General features: G+C 65.4%; 21 protein-coding genes and 1 pseudogene. 4 read left to right on the plus strand and 18 right to left on the minus strand.

Translation table 11 applies throughout. The features are described from left to right. Nucleotides 1-178: 178 nt before the first annotated feature. From A5712_RS25695 to A5712_RS25725, 7 genes are all read right to left on the minus strand, one after another. Nucleotides 179-643 carry an ATP-binding protein gene (locus A5712_RS25695; protein ID WP_068111825.1) on the minus strand — a complete coding sequence of 155 codons (465 nt, stop codon included), beginning with the start codon at nt 641-643 and terminating at the stop codon, nt 179-181. 118 nt (nt 644-761) lie between these two features. Next, a complete protein-coding gene (locus tag A5712_RS25700) occupies nt 762-1,580 on the minus strand; it encodes a formate/nitrite transporter family protein (RefSeq protein WP_068111828.1) in 819 nt (272 codons plus the stop codon). Between the two features lie 95 nt (nt 1,581-1,675). Next, nucleotides 1,676-2,098: a nitroreductase family deazaflavin-dependent oxidoreductase gene (locus tag A5712_RS25705; protein ID WP_068111832.1), complete on the minus strand. Its 423-nt coding sequence runs from the start codon at nt 2,096-2,098 to the stop codon at nt 1,676-1,678. Between the two features lie 76 nt (nt 2,099-2,174). Beyond that, nucleotides 2,175-3,140, minus strand: a complete 966-nt coding sequence (locus A5712_RS25710; RefSeq protein WP_068111835.1) for a 2-hydroxyacid dehydrogenase — start codon at nt 3,138-3,140, stop codon at nt 2,175-2,177. A 36-nt stretch (nt 3,141-3,176) separates the two neighbouring features. Beyond that, complete coding sequence (locus A5712_RS25715; RefSeq protein WP_068111839.1) at nt 3,177-4,391, minus strand: NAD(P)/FAD-dependent oxidoreductase; 1,215 nt, start codon at nt 4,389-4,391, stop codon at nt 3,177-3,179. Between the two features lie 4 nt (nt 4,392-4,395). Next, nucleotides 4,396-4,584, minus strand: a complete 189-nt coding sequence (locus A5712_RS25720) for a ferredoxin (RefSeq protein WP_068111843.1) — start codon at nt 4,582-4,584, stop codon at nt 4,396-4,398. After that, entirely contained in the window at nt 4,581-5,546 is a 966-nt protein-coding gene (locus A5712_RS25725) for a metal-dependent hydrolase (protein ID WP_068111847.1), read from the minus strand. The genes A5712_RS25720 and A5712_RS25725 overlap by 4 nt, the downstream gene beginning before the upstream one ends. Before the next feature lie 264 nt (nt 5,547-5,810). On the opposite strand from A5712_RS25725, the gene A5712_RS25730 reads away from it, so the two are divergent. Beyond that, entirely contained in the window at nt 5,811-6,668 is an 858-nt protein-coding gene (locus tag A5712_RS25730) for an LLM class F420-dependent oxidoreductase (protein ID WP_068111850.1), read from the plus strand. A 23-nt stretch (nt 6,669-6,691) separates the two neighbouring features. On the opposite strand, the gene A5712_RS25735 is transcribed toward A5712_RS25730, so the two are convergent. Both A5712_RS25735 and A5712_RS25740 read right to left on the minus strand, forming a co-directional pair. Further along, on the minus strand, nt 6,692-7,390 hold the full coding sequence (locus tag A5712_RS25735; RefSeq protein ID WP_068111852.1) for a hemolysin III family protein: 699 nt from the start codon (nt 7,388-7,390) through the stop codon (nt 6,692-6,694). A gap of 129 nt (nt 7,391-7,519) precedes the next feature. Then, nucleotides 7,520-8,587, minus strand: a complete 1,068-nt coding sequence (locus A5712_RS25740) for a diguanylate cyclase (RefSeq protein WP_068112025.1) — start codon at nt 8,585-8,587, stop codon at nt 7,520-7,522. A gap of 683 nt (nt 8,588-9,270) precedes the next feature. Here A5712_RS25740 and A5712_RS31520 point away from each other — a divergent pair. Beyond that, nucleotides 9,271-9,438 (plus strand): hypothetical protein, encoded by a 168-nt coding sequence (locus A5712_RS31520; protein WP_197519498.1) that lies wholly within the window; start codon nt 9,271-9,273, stop codon nt 9,436-9,438. Between the two features lie 87 nt (nt 9,439-9,525). On the opposite strand, the gene A5712_RS25750 is transcribed toward A5712_RS31520, so the two are convergent. Continuing rightward, nucleotides 9,526-9,882, minus strand: a complete 357-nt coding sequence (locus A5712_RS25750) for a nuclear transport factor 2 family protein (protein WP_068111858.1) — start codon at nt 9,880-9,882, stop codon at nt 9,526-9,528. Nucleotides 9,883-9,953: 71 nt separating this feature from the next. Between A5712_RS25750 and A5712_RS25755 the strand changes: the two genes are divergently transcribed. Beyond that, on the plus strand, nt 9,954-11,438 hold the full coding sequence (locus A5712_RS25755; RefSeq protein ID WP_068111860.1) for a phospholipase D-like domain-containing protein: 1,485 nt from the start codon (nt 9,954-9,956) through the stop codon (nt 11,436-11,438). A gap of 123 nt (nt 11,439-11,561) precedes the next feature. Here A5712_RS25755 and A5712_RS25760 read toward each other — a convergent pair whose 3' ends face one another. Continuing rightward, nucleotides 11,562-11,990, minus strand: a complete 429-nt coding sequence (locus A5712_RS25760; RefSeq protein WP_068111863.1) for a hypothetical protein — start codon at nt 11,988-11,990, stop codon at nt 11,562-11,564. 246 nt (nt 11,991-12,236) lie between these two features. Here A5712_RS25760 and A5712_RS25765 point away from each other — a divergent pair, with 246 nt between their 5' ends. Next, entirely contained in the window at nt 12,237-13,133 is an 897-nt protein-coding gene (locus A5712_RS25765; RefSeq protein ID WP_082973661.1) for an alpha/beta fold hydrolase, read from the plus strand. A gap of 48 nt (nt 13,134-13,181) precedes the next feature. Here the strand turns inward: A5712_RS25765 and A5712_RS25770 are convergent. The 7 genes and pseudogenes from A5712_RS25770 to A5712_RS25800 form a co-directional block, all read right to left on the minus strand. Then, nucleotides 13,182-13,469 (minus strand): annotated as a pseudogene (locus A5712_RS25770) (DUF4262 domain-containing protein); the annotation flags it as partial. Between the two features lie 47 nt (nt 13,470-13,516). Continuing rightward, nucleotides 13,517-14,380 carry a serine hydrolase gene (locus A5712_RS25775; RefSeq protein ID WP_082973662.1) on the minus strand — a complete coding sequence of 288 codons (864 nt, stop codon included), beginning with the start codon at nt 14,378-14,380 and terminating at the stop codon, nt 13,517-13,519. 234 nt (nt 14,381-14,614) lie between these two features. Beyond that, nucleotides 14,615-16,171, minus strand: coding sequence for a GMC family oxidoreductase (locus A5712_RS25780; protein WP_068111869.1), 1,557 nt, complete (start codon nt 16,169-16,171; stop codon nt 14,615-14,617). Nucleotides 16,172-16,211: 40 nt separating this feature from the next. Then, nucleotides 16,212-16,472, minus strand: coding sequence for a hypothetical protein (locus A5712_RS25785; RefSeq protein ID WP_068111872.1), 261 nt, complete (start codon nt 16,470-16,472; stop codon nt 16,212-16,214). 5 nt (nt 16,473-16,477) lie between these two features. Further along, nucleotides 16,478-17,401: an alpha/beta hydrolase gene (locus A5712_RS25790; RefSeq protein ID WP_068112034.1), complete on the minus strand. Its 924-nt coding sequence runs from the start codon at nt 17,399-17,401 to the stop codon at nt 16,478-16,480. 111 nt (nt 17,402-17,512) lie between these two features. Then, on the minus strand, nt 17,513-17,956 hold the full coding sequence (locus A5712_RS25795) for a nuclear transport factor 2 family protein (protein ID WP_068111874.1): 444 nt from the start codon (nt 17,954-17,956) through the stop codon (nt 17,513-17,515). A 62-nt stretch (nt 17,957-18,018) separates the two neighbouring features. Next, entirely contained in the window at nt 18,019-18,606 is a 588-nt protein-coding gene (locus A5712_RS25800) for a TetR/AcrR family transcriptional regulator (RefSeq protein WP_068111877.1), read from the minus strand. Nucleotides 18,607-18,850 lie beyond the last annotated feature (244 nt).

Genomic DNA, 18,850 nt, shown 5'->3' on the forward strand with positions numbered 1-18,850 from the left:
ACGCGACACCGGCGCTCGCCGGGCCGGACGGTGGCGACACCGGGCCGAACCCCTACCGCGGGCTGCGCTGCGGCTGCCGGGCGCCGGGTCCGGGCGACGCGGACCCGCGGCAAGAAATAGATCGCGGCATCCGCGAAGGCTTGTCCGCGCCGGTGCCCGGCCTGCCTCCCCCACGCCACTACACGCCAGTAACGTTGCCTTGCAACGTGATTGGATCGATCGTGTAGTCCAGGCACACCGTGGTGCCCCCCGGGCGCGCGTTGATGGTGCAGTGATCGGCCAATGCGTGCATCAACATGATGCCGCGCGACGCCCGAGGATCGTTGGGTCTGGCCGGTGAGGGCCGATGCCAGGTCCCGCGGTCGCTGACGCACACGCTGATCGATCGCGCGGCGGGATCGTGGCTGGCCTCGAGCTCCATGGTGCCCGCGGTGCGATGCGTGCGATATGCGTGCTCGACGCAATTCGCCAGCGCTTCACCGGCGCCCAAGACGATGTCGTCGCATACAGCCGCAGGCACTTCGGTCGCCTCGCGCAGCCACCGGCGCAGTGCGCGGCGCAACTCTGTTGCCGTGAGGGGGTCGGCGGCTCCCGCGCGGGCGAATCGCGCCGGAGTGGCAGCCATCGGTGAATCTGCGGTCATGCGATACGCATACCCCATCGTGGCCCGATCGATAACCCGTCCGCGTCTCGCTTCGGCCACAGCTTGCACTCAGCTGAGTTCGCGGGTGCGGCACCAGGATTCGGGGCGGCCGACCGGATCATCCGGCATCGACGGCTGCACGCTCCTCCTCCAGCCGATCCTTGCTGCGCAACAACCGCAGCAGCGTCACCAGACCGAGGCCGCCCACGACATTGCCGGCCGCCGTGTAGGTAAACCACCCCAGCCAGTCGAGGTAACCGAACGGCGCGCGCGCGGCGACCAGTGCGCCGAAAATCAGCAGCGAGTCCAGGATCGAGTGGAAGAGCTGCAGACCGGCCAGGAGGAAGGCCACGGCGACGGCCGCGGCGATCTTTCCGGGCACCGACTCAGTGCCTTGTTGCATCCGGGTCATCAGGGTGATCGCCATGCCGCCGAGCACGGAGAGCGCCAAGGTTTGCGCCGACACCGGTGCCGTGGCGAAGTGCGTGGCCGATTCCACCGTCTGCTCGTGGAGCGGGGGGAAGGCGGTCATGATCAGCCACATGATCACCCAGCCGCCGACGAGGTTGGCCACCAGCGTCCCGCCCCATAGTCTGAACAGTTGCATGAGGCTGGCACGCTTGGCGGCGGCCGTGACGACGGGCACCAAGAAGCCCTCCGTGAACAATTCGCTGTGCCCCAGCAGAAGCGCCAGGAAGCCGATCGAGAACGCCAAACCAGCCAGCAGCGGTTGGTGGGTGGCGTGCATGACTGACAGGTAGGCGAGCACGCCCAACGCGACGTCGGTGCCGCCGAAGAAGCCGGTGACCAGCAAGCCGCGCCAGGTGCGGTGCATCCGCTGGGTGCCCTCGCTCAGCATCCTGCTGAAGGCGTCCTCGAGACGGTCCTCGATCGGGCTGTCGGTTTCGCCGAGGTGGCGTTGAATCGTCTCACTCATGTTGGGCTCTCACGGCCAGGCCTGGTTACCCGCTGATCGGTGGGTCACGCCTCGACGAGATGTGACGTTGGTTATACCCGGTGGCGCGCCGGTGCTTACTCGAGCACGAAGACGGGGATCTGCCTGGCCGTTTTGGTCTGGTACTCGGCGTAGGGCGGAAAGGCTTCGACGGCCAGCCGCCACCACTGCTCCCGCTCGGCGCCGTCCAGCTCGCGCGCGGTGAGGGCGACAACCTTGTCGCCGTCCTGCACCGTCACCGCCGCGTTGGCTTTGACATTGAAGTACCACGACGGGTGGGTGGGGGCGCCGCCCTGGGACGCCACCATGGCGTACCGACCGCCGTTTTCGACACGCATCAACGGCACGTAGCGCTTCTTGCCGGACTTGGCGCCCGTAACCGTTATCAGGACGACGGGCCGGTCGAGGATCTCGACCCCGTCCGTCGTGCCCTGGTGCAGAATTCGCTCGGTCTGCTCGCGCACCCAATCCCTGGGGCTGAGCTCAACGCCGTCGGTCATGGCCCTCTCAACGCGGCCGCAGGGCCGATCCATTCCCCTCCCCGACGAGCCTCCGGCGTCGATCGAAACGACGATGTCATCGACGCGGACGCAATACCGGTGTCACCAGCTCGCCGGTCTCCAGGTAACTGTCCAGGTTGCGAATCGCGAGCAACGCCATCGCCCTGCGGGTCCGCGCGGTTGCGCTGCCGATATGAGGGAACAACACCACGTTGTCCAGGCTCAGCAGCTCGGCGGGCACGTGGGGTTCGTCGGCGAAGACATCCAGCCCGGCTCCCGCCAGCCCGCCCCTCATCAGCAACTCCACCAGGGCTTCCTGGTCGACGACGCTGCCCCGCGCGATGTTGACCAAGTAACCCTCGGGACCCAACGCCTCGAGGACGGTGCGGTCGACGAGCTTGCGTGTCCGGTGGTCGCCAGTGGTGGCGACCACCAGCACATCGACCGACTGGGCCAGCCGCGCCGGGGACTCCGCATAGCGGTACGGGCAATCATCGATTCGGTGCCGGTTGTGATAGGCGATGGCACAGTCGAAGCCGAGCAGCCTGGTCGCGATGGCCGAACCGATCCTGCCCAAGCCCAGGATGCCGACCTGCAGGCCGCTGACGTCCCTGCCATAGGGAAATTGGCCGTCGCGCGCCCACCGACCGGCGCGCACGTAGCGGTCGGCGGCGCCGAAACGGCGCAGCGTCATCAGGATCAAGCCCAGCGCCGTGTCGGCGACCGTGTCCGACAGCACATCCGGCGTATTGCTCACGCCGATGCCGCGGCGCTTCGCCGCCTCCAGGTCGATCGCGTCCACGCCGGCCCCGTTGTTGACGATCACCTCCACGTTGGGCAACGCCGCGATGGTGCCGGCATCGACACCGGGCTGTCCCGAGGTCACGACCACTCGGATCCCGGCCGCATGCTCGGCCAGGAACCGGGTGCGCTCCGCGCCGTCGGGAAGCGAGGGGACGTCGTATCGCAGGGCCAGCTCGTCGGCGAAAGTGGGCTCGAACTTGCCGACCCGCAGCACCGCGTTGGTCTTGTGCACCGTCACGCGTCCATCATGGCGGCGCGCGAACGGCCTCGCTTGTTACTCCGCCCGCCTCGGCGGAAACTCCGCTCGTTTTGCGATGGCGTCACGGTAGGCATACACCCGGTTCGGGATCGTTCCCAGCACCGCGATGGTCTGGCCGTCGCGTCCGTACGCGGCGACGAACTCCCAGCCGTCGGGATAGCCCTCGATGATTTCGGTGGCATCGTAACCCGTTGGGACGCCTAGCATCTGGACCTTCACATCATATTGATCGGACCAGAAATACGGCACGTCGTCGTAAGCTTGCGCCGCGTCGGGCCCCATCAGCAGCGTGCGAGCCGCCACCGCGCCCTGACGCCCGGCGTCGTCCCAATGCTCGGTGCGCAGATGCCGCTCGTAGAGGGGGTGCCACCAGCGCGCGACGTCGCCAGCCGCGACGACGGCAACGTCCCCGTCGGGGCCCTCGGCCGCGCCCGTGGCGTCGCACAACACCCCGTCATCGAGGTGCAAGCCCGAGCCGCCCAACCAATCGATGGCAGGGGTGACGCCCAGGCCGACGATCACGAGATCGGCGGGAACCTGCGAGCCATCGGTCAACCGAACGGCCTCCACGTGTCCGTTTCCGACGAACGCGTCGACTCCCACCCCGACCCGCAGATCCACCCCATGCTGGCGGTGCAGTTCGGCCCAGCGTGGCGCCAGTTCCGCACCCAGCGCGGCCAGCAGCGGGCTGGATGCCTTCTCGATCAGAACCACATCCAGCCCCACCGAGCGGCAACTCGCGGCCACCTCGGCTCCGATGAACCCCCCGCCGACGACGACGACCCGTGGGTGTGAGCCCAGCCTTTGCCGGATCGCCAGACAGTCGTCGACCGTGCGGAGCATCAGCACTCCGTCCGGGACCGGGCCGCCCGGCCATTCGCGTGGTGTCGCACCACTTGCGATCACCAGTCCGTCGAATTGCAGTGCCAGGTCGCGGTTTTCGTCGCACACGTGGACGGTGTGCGACGCCAGGTCCAGCTTGGTCGCCGACGCGCCGCGCAGCACGCGCGCTTCCAGCTCGAATTGGGGCGCCAGGTCGACCCCGGCGCGGTGCACCTCGCCGGTGAGCAGTTTCTTGGAGAGCGGCGGCCGGTGATAGGGGGCGTGGCGCTCGGCGCCGACGATGGTCAGGGCACCGTCGTAGCCCTCCTGTCGGAGGGTCTCGGCTGCCCGTGTCCCCGCCACGCCTCCACCGACGACGACTACGTCCTTCAGCTGACGGCTCGGCATCGGATCACTCCTTCACCGTGATCGCCCGAGTGGGGCAGGACACCTCGGCGCCGATCAGCTGCTGGCGCAGTTCCTCCGGCGGTTCGTCTTGGAGTACGTGCAGTCCGTCTTCTCGTACGTCGAACACCTCGTGGCAAATGCTCATGCACACCCCGTTGCCGTCGCAGGTGTCCAGATCCACCGAAACCTTCATCGAACGTCAACCTTTCGTGCTCCATTGCTTGAAGTCTCGATCCCCTGGGATTGATCCGTTGACTTTGCCTGGGACAGCGCGCGCTCCCGCGCGGCTTTCGCCACCGGGGAGTAGTTCAGGTAGTCGACCGCCATCTGCGTGGACGCCTCGTCGTTCGGATGGTGGCTCGGTCGCAGGTAGCGGACCGGCGTTGTCACCATGAGCTTCCACGGGCCCGGCAACCGGTACTCGCGGGCGGCCCACAGCCAGTCCCGCCAACGCCACTTTTGGTCGATGGTCGGGTCCTGGGCCATCAGGTAGCGCGCACCCGCGACCCACCAGGCGATGAACAACGGCGTGGTGAAGAACATCGAGAATGCCCTGATCCAGTAGTTGCCGCTGACGTGCTGGAAGACGTCGTACACCAGCGAGCGGTGCTCGACCTCCTCAGCGCCGTGCCAGCGCAGCAGGTCGAGCATCATCGGGTCAGCCTTCGCGTAGTCCAGACCCCGGTTCGTCAGCACCCACTGGCCCAACATCGCGGTGTAATGCTCGAGCGCGGCCACATCGGCGAGCCGCCGATACAGCCACCACCGCTTCATGGCCGGCGGAAACCACCTGGGCGGATCGCCCAGCGTCATCGACAACAGCCTCCCGAGCCGGTCGGTGTACGGCTTGGTGTCGATGCCCTGCTCGGCCAAGTGGTCCAGCACGATCTGGTGCGCCCACGCGTGCCACGATTCCTGCTGGATGAACGGCTTGATCGCCGCCTCCAGCTCCGGGTCGTCGACCAGCGACGACGCCTCGAGGACGGCCTTGATGAAGTGCCGCTCGCCCTCGGGCAGCAGCAGGTGCAGGACGTTGATCATGTGGGTGGAGAACGGATCGTCGGGCACCCAGTGCAGCGGCGTTTCCGACCAGTCGAATCGGACCATCCGGCGGTACTTGGGATGTCCTTCGTGGTGAAGTTGGACTTCTGGCATCAGACGCTCCTCCCGCCGACGGGTGGTGCGCCGTCGGCTTCCCCTCGATTTCGGAGAGCGGTCGATCCAAGGGCGGAACGCAGGCCGCCGCTACGCGACCGTTCAACCGCCCGGGTACCCACCCGGTCCCCGCATCATGCGTACCGGCGGTACCGGGTTCCCTGCCAGTTCGCTGTGAACGCGTGTTTACTGGGAAAAGTACGGGTGGGTGCGGCACATTCCGATTCGGGGAAGCAACCGCGGCGCGGCTCGGTTGAACGGGCAATGCGCATTGGTGTCGTGTTCCCGCAGACCGAGCTCGGTGGAGACCCCGCAGCGGTACGTGCCTATGGGCAGCGCGTCGAGGAGTTGGGCTTCACCCACATCCTCGCCTACGACCATGTGGTCGGCGCCGATCCGGCGGTGCACCAGGGCTGGCAGGGCTACTACGACATCGACTCGACCTTTCACGAGCCGTTCGTGATGTTCGGCTACCTGGCCGCGGTCACCTCGCTTGAACTCGTCACCGGCGTGATCATCCTGCCGCAGCGCCAGACGGTGTTGGTGGCCAAGCAGGCCGCCGAGGTCGATCTGCTCACCAAGGGGCGCTTCCGGCTCGGTATCGGGTTGGGGTGGAACGACGTCGAGTACGAGGCGCTCGGTGAGACATTCACCAACCGCGGCCGCCGCTCCGAGGAACAGGTCGAGGTCATGCGCAAGCTGTGGACCGAACGGTCGGTGACGTTCAACGGCAAGTACCACACGGTGACTGGGGCGGGCCTGGCCCCGATGCCGACCCAGCGCCCCATCCCGGTGTGGTTCGGCGCGGCGTCCGACCGCGCCTACGAACGCGCCGGACGGCTCAGCGACGGCTGGTTTCCGATGATGGAGCCCGGACCCGGCCTGGACTACGCGCGTGAGCAGGTCCGTCGCGCGGCAACAGCGGTCGGCCGCGACCCCGACACCCTCGGCATGGAGGGCCGGATCAGCTGGACCGGCGACCCTGAGAAAGCCGCCGCCGACATCGCCGCCTGGAAGGCCGCCGGCGCCACGCACGTATCGGTGAACACCATGAAGGCCGGCCTGGCGACCGTCGACGACCACCTCGCCGCGTTGGAGCGGGTCGCCTCCGACGCGAAGTAGCGGCGGCGGCAGGGGCCGTCGGCTCAGAAGACCGCGAACCAGACGGCGATGTATTGGCAGATCGCCGCGAGCGCGGTGCATGCGTGAAAGACCTCGTGGTAGCCGAACGTCGTCGGCCAGGGATCGGGCCAGCGCAGTCCGTAGAACACGGCACCGACGCTATACAGCAGCCCACCCACCGCCAGCAGGACCGCCGCCGCCATTCCGGCGTTCTGCGAGATTAGTCCGGTGTACCAAACAGCCACCCAGCCCAGCAGCAGGTAGAGGGAAATCCCCAGCCAGCGCGGGGCGGTCGGCCAGAACAGTTGCAGCGCAATGCCAACCACCGCACCACCCCAGACGATCGCCAGGACCAGGTAGCCGGTCCCGCGGGGCATCGCGAGCCTGGCGAACGGTGTGTAGGTGCCGGCGATGAGCACGAAGATCATCGAGTGGTCGAGCCGCCTCATCCAGTTCCGGCAGACCGCGGACTCCCAGTGCACGCGGTGATAGACGGCGCTGACGGCAAACATCGCCACGATCGCCAGGGTGTAGGTCAGCGTCGAGTGTCCCGCCCGCTTGGAGGCCTCGGCCCACGAGATCACCACCAGCGGCGCGCCCGCGATCACGGCCGCCACAGCGCAGTATTGGTGGATGAAGCCCCGCAGCCGTGGCTTGGTCAGCGCGACGGCCACGTCGTCGGCGAGCTTGGGTCGTGCGGCCACGTCGGTCTGGAAGCTCAATGTCCCTCCCTCGCTTGGGGCCGCTGATAAGCCTGGCTCGATGATTTCGCCGCAACCTAAGCGGCCGCTATGGCGAATCTGTGCAGAACGTGTACGCGAGCGAAGCGGGTATCGTTCGAAAGCCGGCGGCTAGGCCATCACGCTCTGGTGGACCTGGTCTCCGCCACGGCGTTTGGCGGCATACATCGCGTCGTCGGCGATCTTGATGAGGTCGTTGACGACGTAGGCAGCGTCGCCGTTGAACTGGCGCAGCTCGGTGCTCGCGATGCCGACACTCGCGGTGACCCTGGGGAGAAGCCCGGCCAGCGCGCTGCTGAATTGCACGGTCAGTGGCTTCACGTCCGACGTCACGGCGGTCAGCGCGACCAAGAACTCCTCGCCGCCGGCGCGGCAGATGACCGCGTTGGCCGGGGTGTGCTCGCGCAGGAGGTCGGCCACCGCCCGCAGAGCGCGGTCACCGGCCAAATGGCCATGGGTGTCGTTGATGCGTTTGAAGTTGTCCAGATCGACCATCAGCATCGCCAGGTGCGTGTGCTCGGCCGGCGGATTCGCCAATCGGTTAGTGACGGCGTCGGCGAACGCGCGCCGGTTCAGCAATCCGGTGAGGGCATCTTCTTCGGAGCGCTGAACATACATTCCCATGGCCCGCGACATACCCCAAATGCCCAGGGCCACAGACACATTGAGAAATGTAATTATCCAGAGCGCGGAGGCCGCCGTGGCAATATTGGTCTCACGAGCCAGCCGCACCACCGCCGCCGCGGTGACCGCGCAGGCCACCACGCTGTTGAAGACCAGGAGCTTGGGACCGTGGTAAAACGCGATGTAGCCGCCGGTGACGGCCAGGGCCGTGCACGCCAGCGCGGCGAGGGCACCGCTGGGCTGCACCAGGCTCCACCCGCCGACGAACAACGAACCCAGCCCCACGCCAACGCGCGACTGCCAACGGGTGGGCCAGCGGGTCAGCCACAACAGGGTCACACCGATGGTGAAGGCGGCGGCGACAGTACCGGTTGTCAGTTCAACGGCACCCGGGTGGCTTCGGCTCGGCAACACCGCCAGCGGCACCATCGCCGACGATCCGGCGACAACCGCCATGATCATCCGTGCCGGACGCAGCATCCCACGCTGGTCCAGGAATGCGGTGACCCACTCATACTCGTCGGGTTGGCTCCACCACGCCTTAAGCCGCGTCATCATTGAACGAAGCCCCGGCCAAGCATCAAGTCGCGTCTTGCCGGTTGGGGCGGAGACACGCTATGCCAGGTCAACCAAGGCAGCCCATCGTGGAGGTAGTTTGGCCTGCGCACGAACTCCCGTTCGTCTGACTGCGCAAACGTCTCACCGGCCACGGGATCGGCACCTTTCGTGACCCGCGTCGGCCCCACGCGTCGTTTGAGCCGGCAGCTGCACCCACACCCTGAGAGTGTGAATGCTACTACGTTGCGAGCGTGGTCTTTTCAACCGACTAAACTCGCCGGAACCCCCGCAAAGCGTTACGGCTAGCTGTAACGTCCCGGCAATGGCGGCCTCGAAGTTGCGATGTTGCGTGTGCCGGACGCCGTTCTATGGTCGTTCCGACGCGTGTTACTGCTCAGGGGCGTGCCGGCAGAAGGCCTACCGGTCCCGCATCGCTCGACGGACCTTCAACGAATCTGCCCTGCAACAACCGCGTGACCCGACCATGCAAGCCCGCCAGCTTCGCAGGCACGCGCGGCTCGTCCGCAAAGAAGCCGTCCTGGTCCGCGCTAAAGCAGCCGCCTCCCGGGAGGCCCGTCGCCGTGCTCGATCAGGCCCGTCGTCGTGACTGTCCGGTTTCGGATCGCGTGATCGGGGAGATCCTCCCAGGAACAGCCGTCGAAGCTCGAGGGAGATCTCGCGTGGATCAACAAGTCAACATCGACCCGCCGCCGGCACCCGAAGACGCTCGGAAAGCGACCGAGGAGCAGCGGGAGCTTCAGGAGAAACTGGAGCACCAGGACGATGACCCGGACGGACCCGCGCTGCACCAGTCCCGGCGCGATCTTCCCGACGAGAGCACGCGGTAGGTCTCGCCGCCGCGAGTGGGCGGCTCGGCGCTCGATCGGACTGGGACGCTCCAGCCCGCCGAGTCGAAAGAGCAGGACCGACCGTGGTTACCGACGAACGAGGTACGTAGCGTGCCCCTCGATCACCACGTCGCCGTCGAACCGTAAGACTTCGTTCATCAGCTTGTCGGCTTGGTTTCGGTAGGCGATGACGATGGTATCGATGCCCAGGTAGACCCCCTCGACGGCAAACCGAAGGTCGGGAATGCGCTGCAAGGCCCGAGTCCAGTAATGCCGCAGCGCGGCCTTGCCGCGAACCAGCCCCGCCGTTTCCGGGAGCAGCTCGGCCGCCACCGGCGAGGTGAACAGCACGTCTTCGTGGAAGTGCTTCAGCACGGATTCGACGTCGTGGGCGTTCCATGCCGCCACCCACTGCTCGCTGAAGGCAATCGCGTCAACGTTCACAGTTCATGACTGTACGCAGGCCGGCCGCAGTCGCCGGGCGACCGGACGCTCGTGTGATAGACAGACCGCGTATGCGCGACGAGCCCCTGCCCATCACCGGACGGACCTGCTGGCGCGTCGAGCGCGCCGACCAGCTGGCCTGCATCATCGACGCCGCCGACTACTTTCGCCAGGTCAAGGCGGCGATGCTGCGGGCCCGACATCGAATCATCTTGATCGGCTGGGACTTCGACGCCAGGACGGCGTTCGAACGAGGAGGAAAGAAGCTCGCCGGCCCGAACCAGCTGGGCGCCTTTCTCTACTGGCTGCTGTGGCGACGCCCGACCCTCGAAATCTACGTACTGAAGTCCAACCTCCGCCTGCTGCCCGTGTTCGACGGCCTGTGGTACGGCGTCACGCCCGTGTCGGTTGTGAATCGACTGAGCAGCAGCCGATTGCGCCTGGCCATCGACGGGGCACGGCCCACCGGCGCGGTCCATCACCAGAAGATCGTGGTCGTCGATGACGTCCTCGCGTTCTGCGGCGGCATCGACCTCACACTGGATCGCTGGGACACTCCGGAGCACAAGCACGACAATCGATTTCGCCGCGCGCTCGGCCGCAGGTACGGTCCGCGACACGAGGTCGCGGCCGCGGTGGACGGCGCCGCGGCGGCCGCGCTCGCGGAGGTCGCCCGGGACAGATGGCGGACCGCGACCGAGGAGTCGCTGGCCCCGATCGAGTCTGCGCGCGACGTATGGCCCGGCGGCTTGCCGCCCATCTTGCGCGACGTCGAGGTCGGGATCGCGCGCACCTTGCCCACATTCGGTGGCCGCGACGAGGTTCGCGAGGTGGAAGCGCTCAACCTCGCGGCGATTGCGGCGGCACGTCACACCATCTATCTGGAGAACCAGTACCTGGCGGCCCGACAGGTGGTCGAGGCACTGGCCGCTCGGCTCAAAGAGCAGGACGGCCCGGAGATCGTCATCGTCCTACCCCGCCGCGGGCTGAACCGGCTCGAGCGCGAGACGATGGACAGCGCACGCCACCGACTCATCCAAAAACTCTGGGCGGCAGACGAATACCGCCGTCTGGGCGTCTACTGGGCGGTGACCGACGGCGGGTCACAGATTTACATTCACTCGAAGATACTGGTCGTCGACGATTGGCTGTTGCGCGTCGGCTCGTCGAACTTCAACAACCGGTCGATGGGGTTCGACAGCGAGTGCGACCTCGCCGTCGAAGCGGACCCGAATAGCCAAGCGCACGAACATATCCGGCGGACGATCGAGTCGGTGCGGCAACAACTGGTGTGCGAGCATCTGGGGATTTCCGTCGACGAGTTCGAGGGGACGATGCGGAAGGATAGGTCGTTTCTGGCGACAGTCGAGACGCTGCGTGGGCAGGGCAAGACATTGCGGCGATTCACCGGGCGGACGGTGGCCGGCGAGGACAGCGCGCTGGCCGAGAACGAGCTGATGGATCCCGATCACGTTCCGCGATCACTCGGCCGCAGTATGCGGCGGCTGATTACCAAGCTGTCCGCACAACCTCGCAGTTCGAGCGGAAATTCATAACGGACCCTGATTTTCAGGTCCCCCCAGCCGCTGAGCCCGCCGCCACAATCGCCGGTTGATCAGGAAGCTCTGCCAGGCCCTGGCCGAACTCTCTCGCGGGCGGGAGCGGCCAGCCGCTTTCGTCTAATACAGGCGCATCTTTTGGGCGCGGCCGGTGAGGGCGGTTATCCGGTAATGGTCACGCTGGCCGGGAAGCGTCACCACAGCGGGGATCTCGTGGGTGGCGATGATCAGCATCGACTGCACCGGGATTTCCCCTCCTGTCGGGGGCATTACGACGGTTGGGAAGAGAATCGTTGCGGTGACCGAACCGGCATCGCCGAGTTCGTGCGTCGTCACGCTCAGAGTCCAGCCCAGGTCGGCCACGAACGTACTGCGGATCTGCTCGCGCTCGAAGTTGAGCGTCTGCCAGCCGTTGTCGTATCTGAGCACGAAGGGCGGCCTGCCGGGGATCCGCGGTGGGGTGACGCAGTACTCGATGTAGATGCCGTCGCCGGCGAGGTCGCAGTAGTAGTCGGGGAACGTCTGGTGAGTAGCCATGGCTGCGGTCATTAGAATCGGGCTCCTCGGTTCACAATTCGCTCCTTGGTGACGGCATCCATCGCCGTCCTCCGGTTCAGGCAGTACTGGACGGCAACAGAGTGTCAGCTGCCGGGCCGCTTCACATGCGTAGTCGACTACTCGACTTGCGTACACGCAGAGCGTCTTGGCGGTGGGCGCGCGTTTCCCAGGGAGTTTGACTGCAGTTAAGGTAGGGCGTCCACTGAGCTGCGTTTACGTGCACACGGAGGTCGGAGCCTGTTTTCCCGTTCGCGCCGGGTGGAAACTGAACCGTCCTGGTTCACCGCGGCGCTGGCCCAGCGACCGGACCATTGCGACGTCGACGTCGACGGTTGCCGCATTCACTTACGCGCCTGGGGCGCCGCAGACCAACCCACGGTCGTGCTGGTCCACGGCGGCGCCGCCCACTCCGGTTGGTGGAACCACATCGCGCCGTTCTTGTCCCGCACCCATCGCGTGATCGCACCCGATCTGTCCGGCCACGGCGACAGCGGCACGCGTAACAACTACGACCTGCAGACATGGGCGGACGAAGTGATGGCAGTTTCCACAGCCGCCGGGGCATCGGGGCGACCGACCATCGTCGGCCACAGCATGGGCGGCTGGATCGCGGCCACAGCGGCGATGAGTTGCGGTAATCAAATCAACAGCATGATCGTGATCGACTCGCCGCTGTGGGATCGTTCCCCCGAGGAAGCGCGGTTACGCAACCGCAAGCACACCCCGTATCGGACGAGAGACGAGATCCTGCAACGCTTTACGGCGGTGCCCTCGCAGCAGGTGATACTCCCCTACATCCGGCGGCATATCGCGGTCGAGTCGGTGCGGAAGACCACCGGGGGCTGGAATTGGAAGTTCGACCCGGCGATTTTCGGTGGTGACCTTCTTGCGCCGACAACCTCGGATGAAGAATCGCTGGAAACCATGATGGCCGAAATGCGTTGCCGTTTGGGCTATGTGCGTTGCGAATCGGGACTGGTGCCGCCCGCCATGGCCGAACGAATCCGCTCCATGCTCCAGCTGCGGGGGCCTTTCGTCGAGCTGGCCGAGGCCGGCCACCACCCGATGCTCGACCAACCACTCCCCCTTGTCGCGACGTTGCGCACCCTGCTCGAATTCTGGTCGATTACCTAACCGGGGTCGATTCAGCCCGGCAGATTGCGCGGCAGATCGAAGTCGTCGCTAGGCGCCCGAGCCCGGGCAGTCCGCACGGACACCGAGCACCGGCTGCCGACACCGGCCGTGCCCCCACCCCGCATCCCAAGACCAACGGCCCTTGTCGTCAGCCCACACCAACTGCAGGGCACGAACCCGGGGGCCGAAGAGCCCAACTGCGAATTTCAAGTGGACACCGGGATGCTCGACCTGGGCAACTTCGATAAGAAACCTGTCTTGGTAGTCGATATGCATCGCCGGTGCGAGCGCCGTCCCGTCGTCGACGATCATGTGGGCAATGGAATTCAGCACGCGACAGGCCGTGTCGGCTCACCGGAGCACGGTCCCTTCCGGGATCACGTTCACGAAGCGCTTTCGATCATGGTCCTCAGCGCTGTGCCCGCGGCATGCATTCCCGCCAGCACCTCGTCTCGGACGCTTCGGTCAGAGGCATCCCAATTGGCGATCACCGCATAGTTAAACCAGACGGAGTCTCGCCCGATCGTCCCGACATCTGCGCTGATACCTGCGTCAGCACCAGTTTTGTTACGAACAAAGAACTTTCGATCCGACGTCGCATGGGCCAGCGGATCAAGCCCAAATGCGCCCGCGACCATGGATAGGTCTACGGAGGTTGCCAGCCAGGCGTTCACCTGTTCTGAAACCGTCGGGGATATCAGCTCTTTGCGACCCAGCTGAGTCATCAGGTGCGACAACTCGGATGCTGAGCCGGTCGACAGTATCGCCGGGTCATCTGGGCCTCGGTGATCCCTGACGTAGTCCAGCAGCGCCGTGTGGACTAAGCCGAGGGATTCGGCAAGGTCGCGAAGCTTGCGCAAGCCCACCCTCTTGAGCAGGACATTTGTCGCCAGGTTGTCGCTGACGCTGGCAATCAGAACGCAGAGATCCCGGATGGACAGTCGCTCGACGAGAAGGTGCTGCCAGATCCCCGAATCGGCGACCAAGAGCGCTGGATCCCGGTCGAGCAACGTAGCGCCGCTGAGCTCGCCCCTCGCGCATTGCCGTGCGACCTCGAGCAGCAGCAGCAGCTTGCCGATGCTCGCAGTCTTCATCGGGCGCTCGGCATTACGAGAGGCTAGGTCGTGGCCCGCGCCATCTCGAATACAAACCGACCAATCGATGTTGGCGCTCGCACCCATGACATCGTCGATCGACCGTTGGAGCACCTCTAGCCCTTCAATCCGGTCAGGGACGAGTGGCGGCATACCGTTGATTATTGCGCCGTCAAGTAGGCGCCGAGGGTCACAGTTGTCGCGAGCCTAGCGAAGAAATAATGGTGTCCACGACCGTGGCCGATCCTGGCTCTAACATGAGCTCGTGTCCCATCCCTGGGAGGAAGACGGGTTCGGTGTTGGTTCTCGGGCGCCTAACCGGCGAACGTTTTGAGCACCCTTCGAGAGGCCGTTTTGGCTGCCTGCCCTCATCAGATGGATCGCGGGTCAGATTCGGTTTGTGGCTTTGATGAATTGCGCAGCGCGCTCGCCGATGACGACGCAGGGCGCCATGGTGTTGGCGGTGCTGATGCGGGGCATGATCGATGCGTCGGCGACGCGCAGGCCCTCGACGCCGTAAACCTTGAGGTGTCCGTCGACCACCGACATGGTGTCGCGGCCCATCTTGGCGGTACCGGATTCGTGCCAGTAGGTGGTTACGGCGTCCCGCAGATATGTCTCGAGTTCAGCGCCGGTCAGGTCGCCCGGCATGATCTCGCGCGCGACGAACGGCCGAAGCTCGGCGGAGTTGCCGATCTCACGGAGGGTTTCGATGCAGGTGATGGCGGTCTTGAGTTCTTCGGGGTCGGCGAGCGCGTTGGCTTGGATAAGCACAGGGTCGGCCGGGTCGGGACCCGACAATCGAATCCGACCCCGACTGCGGGGGTGCGTTGGTGAGCCGAATAAGACCCAACTATTCTGCGGCAGCTCGTATTTCGCGGCATTTTCCGCAGTGGCTTTTGGGAAAGGCCCCAAACACGCGAACAAGTCGGGTCCGTCGACATCGGCAGCTCCGGAGTCCCAGAACAATGTCGCACCCACCTGAGTGCTGCCATGAATGTTCTCGGGAAACTCCCACACGCAGTCGAACCCGAAGTGGTCCTGAAGGTTGCGTCCGACCCCGGGCAGGTGCTGCCGAACGGTGATGCCGACTCGACGCAATTCGTCTTCGTCGCCGATGCCGGACTGCATCAGCACCTTCGGTGTGTGAATGGCGCCCAGCGACAGGACGACCTCAGCGTCGGCAGCTATTCGATGCACTGAGCCGCCGTGGACGATCTCGACACCGGCGGCCCGATTGCCTTCGAAGATCACGCGGGTGACCAGTGCGTGCGGGGCCACGGTCAGATTCGGCTGCTGTTGACGCGGGGCGGTATAAGTGCGAAACACCGATAGGCGTTTTCCGTCGCGCCAGCGCAGATCGGTGATGGCGGCGCCGCGGATCTCCTCCATCAGGCGGCCGTTGGGGCTCTGGTAGGTGGGAATGCCGATGGCCCTGGCCGCCTGAAGGGTCGCCGCGGCAAGCGGGTGCGCATCGGGTGCCGGCTGGACGAACACCGGCCCGCCCCTGCCCCGATGGTTTGGCTCGCCGATGCCGTGCCAGTCCTCGAGCCGCCGGTAGAGGTCGAGGATTGCTTGGTATCTCCAGGCCGACTCGCCGGACTCCGAGGCGTAGTGGTCCCAGTCGCTGCGGTGTCCGCGCGCCCAGATCATCAGGTTGATGCTGGACCCGCCGCCGAGCACTTTTCCCATCGAAAACGGGATCGCGCGGCCGTGAAGCCGCGGGTCTGGCTCGGACGTGAATTCCCAATCGCGTTCGCTGCCAAGGTTCGACGGCCATTGGCTTGCGTCGGTCACGCTAGGGACGTCGTCGCTGCCGCCAGCCTCCAAAAGTAAGACCGTGATGTCGGGGTTTTCGGCCAACCGGCCGGCGATCACCGATCCTGACGATCCAGCGCCGCACACGATGACGTCGTAACGCGGCTTCAACTCAGTATTCACCAAGGTCTCCTGACTTAACAGAACTGGGTATATCGGCAGATACCTAGATCACGTGTGGATAGGCTGAGCAGTTCAAGCCCATTCGAAAACGAACCGCGGCCGCCAACTGCGTACTCCCACAACGCTTTCCGCGCGGGCCGCGGTATCGGCCGCCTGAGAACTTGCGTTCGGCCGCCGCCGCGGCGTTGGCGGCCAGCTCGGCGGTGACGTTGCTGAACGCGTTGGTCTCCGGCTCGACCGGCGGTAGCGCCTTGACCCGAATCTCCCGTGCGGCGGCGGGCAACGTCAGTTCGAACGGCTGCATACCTGTCAGGCCACGGCCGTCTGGAGCCCAAGCACGGAGCGCAGCCAGCGACCCATCTCGGCGATCGCGCGGTCGACCTCGTCGACGCGGCCCGCCCCCATGATGAAGGAGTGCTGCCCCTCGTCGACCCGCCGGACGAGGACGTCATTGCCTGCCTCCTTCGCCCGCCGCGCGAAGGCGATGGCGTCGGACGCGAGGAGCTCGTATTCGCCGTAGTACACCGCGGTCGGGGGCAGCCCGGACAGGTCGGCCCCGAGCAGATGCACCTGCGGGTCGGTGAATTCCACGCCGGTTCCATCAAGCCAGCACGACCGGAACAGCTCGAGCAATCCCCGGGTGAGCAGCTTGTCTCGCTCGGCGTTGGTCTCGATGGAGTCCCCCGACAGCGTGGCGTCGGTCCACGGCGAGATGGACAGCACGGCACCGGGCAGTGCCTCGCCCCGATCACGCAACCGCAGTGCAAGTTCGACCGCGAGATAGCCGCCGATCGAGTGGCCGACACTGCCGATCTTGTCGGGCCGGTAGCCCTGGTCAAGCAGCCAGCGGTAGGCGGCGTCCACATCTTCAACCTGCGCTGGGTACTTGTGCTCCGGGGAACGCCGGAAGTTCAACACCAGCGATCGCACGCCCGCTGCTTTCGCAATGTGCGCGGCAGCTTTTCGGTCCGAATGCATCGACATCAGCACGCTGCCGCCCATGTGCGTGTGCAGCAGCACCGACTCGGGGTCGCTGTCGACCGGGATACACCACAGCGCCTCGACTCCGCCGGCGTCCACCTCGGCGTAGGTCACGCCCTCGGGTTCCTTCGTCGCCAGATGGATGTTCTCGGTGACGTCGCGGATCGTCTCCAGCTCGAAATTGGGATTCGAGGATCGCGTGCCGATCTCGGCGTAGAAGTCGGCGAACTCGATCGCTTGCTGGCTTGCCATCGCTTTCCTTTCGTCGTCCATAGTATAACGACCACTATATAGCGATCGTTATACTATGGCTAGCCTAGGATCGGTGAAGCTGCAGTGGGATGGGCCGCGAGGAACCTCTGGTTAGGAGAAGTACGCGTCAAATGACCCGATGTCGGTCAAATGCGCTGTGACCTCAGAAATCTTGTCGTCACGGATGGTGAGCACGTTGACCACGTCCTGTTCGAGCCGCTTGCCATTGTGTTCACCGGTGTCGTGCAGTGTGACCGCAACGGTGTCTTGACCGAAAGCAAATCCGCGCGGCGAGATGTGCAGCCCGTACTGGGCAAACGTGTCGGCCAGCCTGGTGACGTCGTCGATTCCAGTCGCCCTGCCGGCCACCACACTGGAGCCGGGGATAGTCCAGACAATATCGGGGGTGGCGTGTTCGGCGATTCCGGCGTGGTCGTCGTGCACGATGGCGGTCGCGAAGGCGCCGACGATGGCCCGCTGCCGCTGCATTGTCGCAGCTTCGTCGTCCGGCGCGGCGATCGAGTTGCCGCCCGGCACAACGCAAAACAAGACCATGGCGATACCTAGGCTTGCCGGGGCGGCTTTCCAAGCACTCGATGTCCACATGCCGCCTCCACTCATGTGCGTCGCTTGCCGGGTGAGATGAGCCTGTCCGCGGTCTCGCTCGCGGCGTCGATCACGTCTGCCTGCGTGGCGGGGTCGGCCATCGCGCGCGAGATCGACACCGCCCCCACCATCAGCGCGACGACGCTCCATGCACGCCGCTCCCGATCGGCTCCGTCGAGAACATCGGCCACCCGCTGTGCCAGCGCGGTGATCTTGTGTTCGTACGCCTCTCGGGTGGACACTCCCGCCCGCGCGACGTCGGCGCTAAGGGTCGGCATCACACATCCGTCGCCCGGGTTTTCCACGTGGTAGGTGCTGAGGTATTCCGCGAGAAAGCTCTTCAGCTTCGACCGGCGCTCCGTCTTGCTGCCGGACTCCGTGTCGGAAAGGAACGGCTCACCGACGGCGGCCTCGATGATCGCCTCGAGCATCGCTTCCTTATTGGCGAAGTTCGAATAAAACGCTCCGGAGGTCACGTCCGCCGCAGCGGCTAGCCCATCCACGCCGATCCCGTTGAAGCCGGCGACCTTCATCGACCGCGTGCCCGCACGCAGCAATGCCGCGCGCGCCTTGACCTTCTGGTCTGCCGGATATCTCATGACAAAGCTATTTATAGCATAACCATCGATATTCTATCTTCGGGAAGCCGGCTCGGTCATTTGCCTGGCAGACGCGGCCCGGTGAGACCGATAGGAGGGCAATGCCGAAGAAGTTATCGCGTTGTCGAGCTTCCGCCCGAGTCCGACAACTGACACCACACGAAGCACGGGCATGACAGTAAACCATTTACACAAACAAATCAATCGACTGGTGGATTAATGGTTTGGAACTTGTTAAAGTGGT

This window comes from Mycobacterium sp. E2327, from assembly GCF_001672675.1.
Lineage (GTDB): Bacteria > Actinomycetota > Actinomycetes > Mycobacteriales > Mycobacteriaceae > Mycobacterium.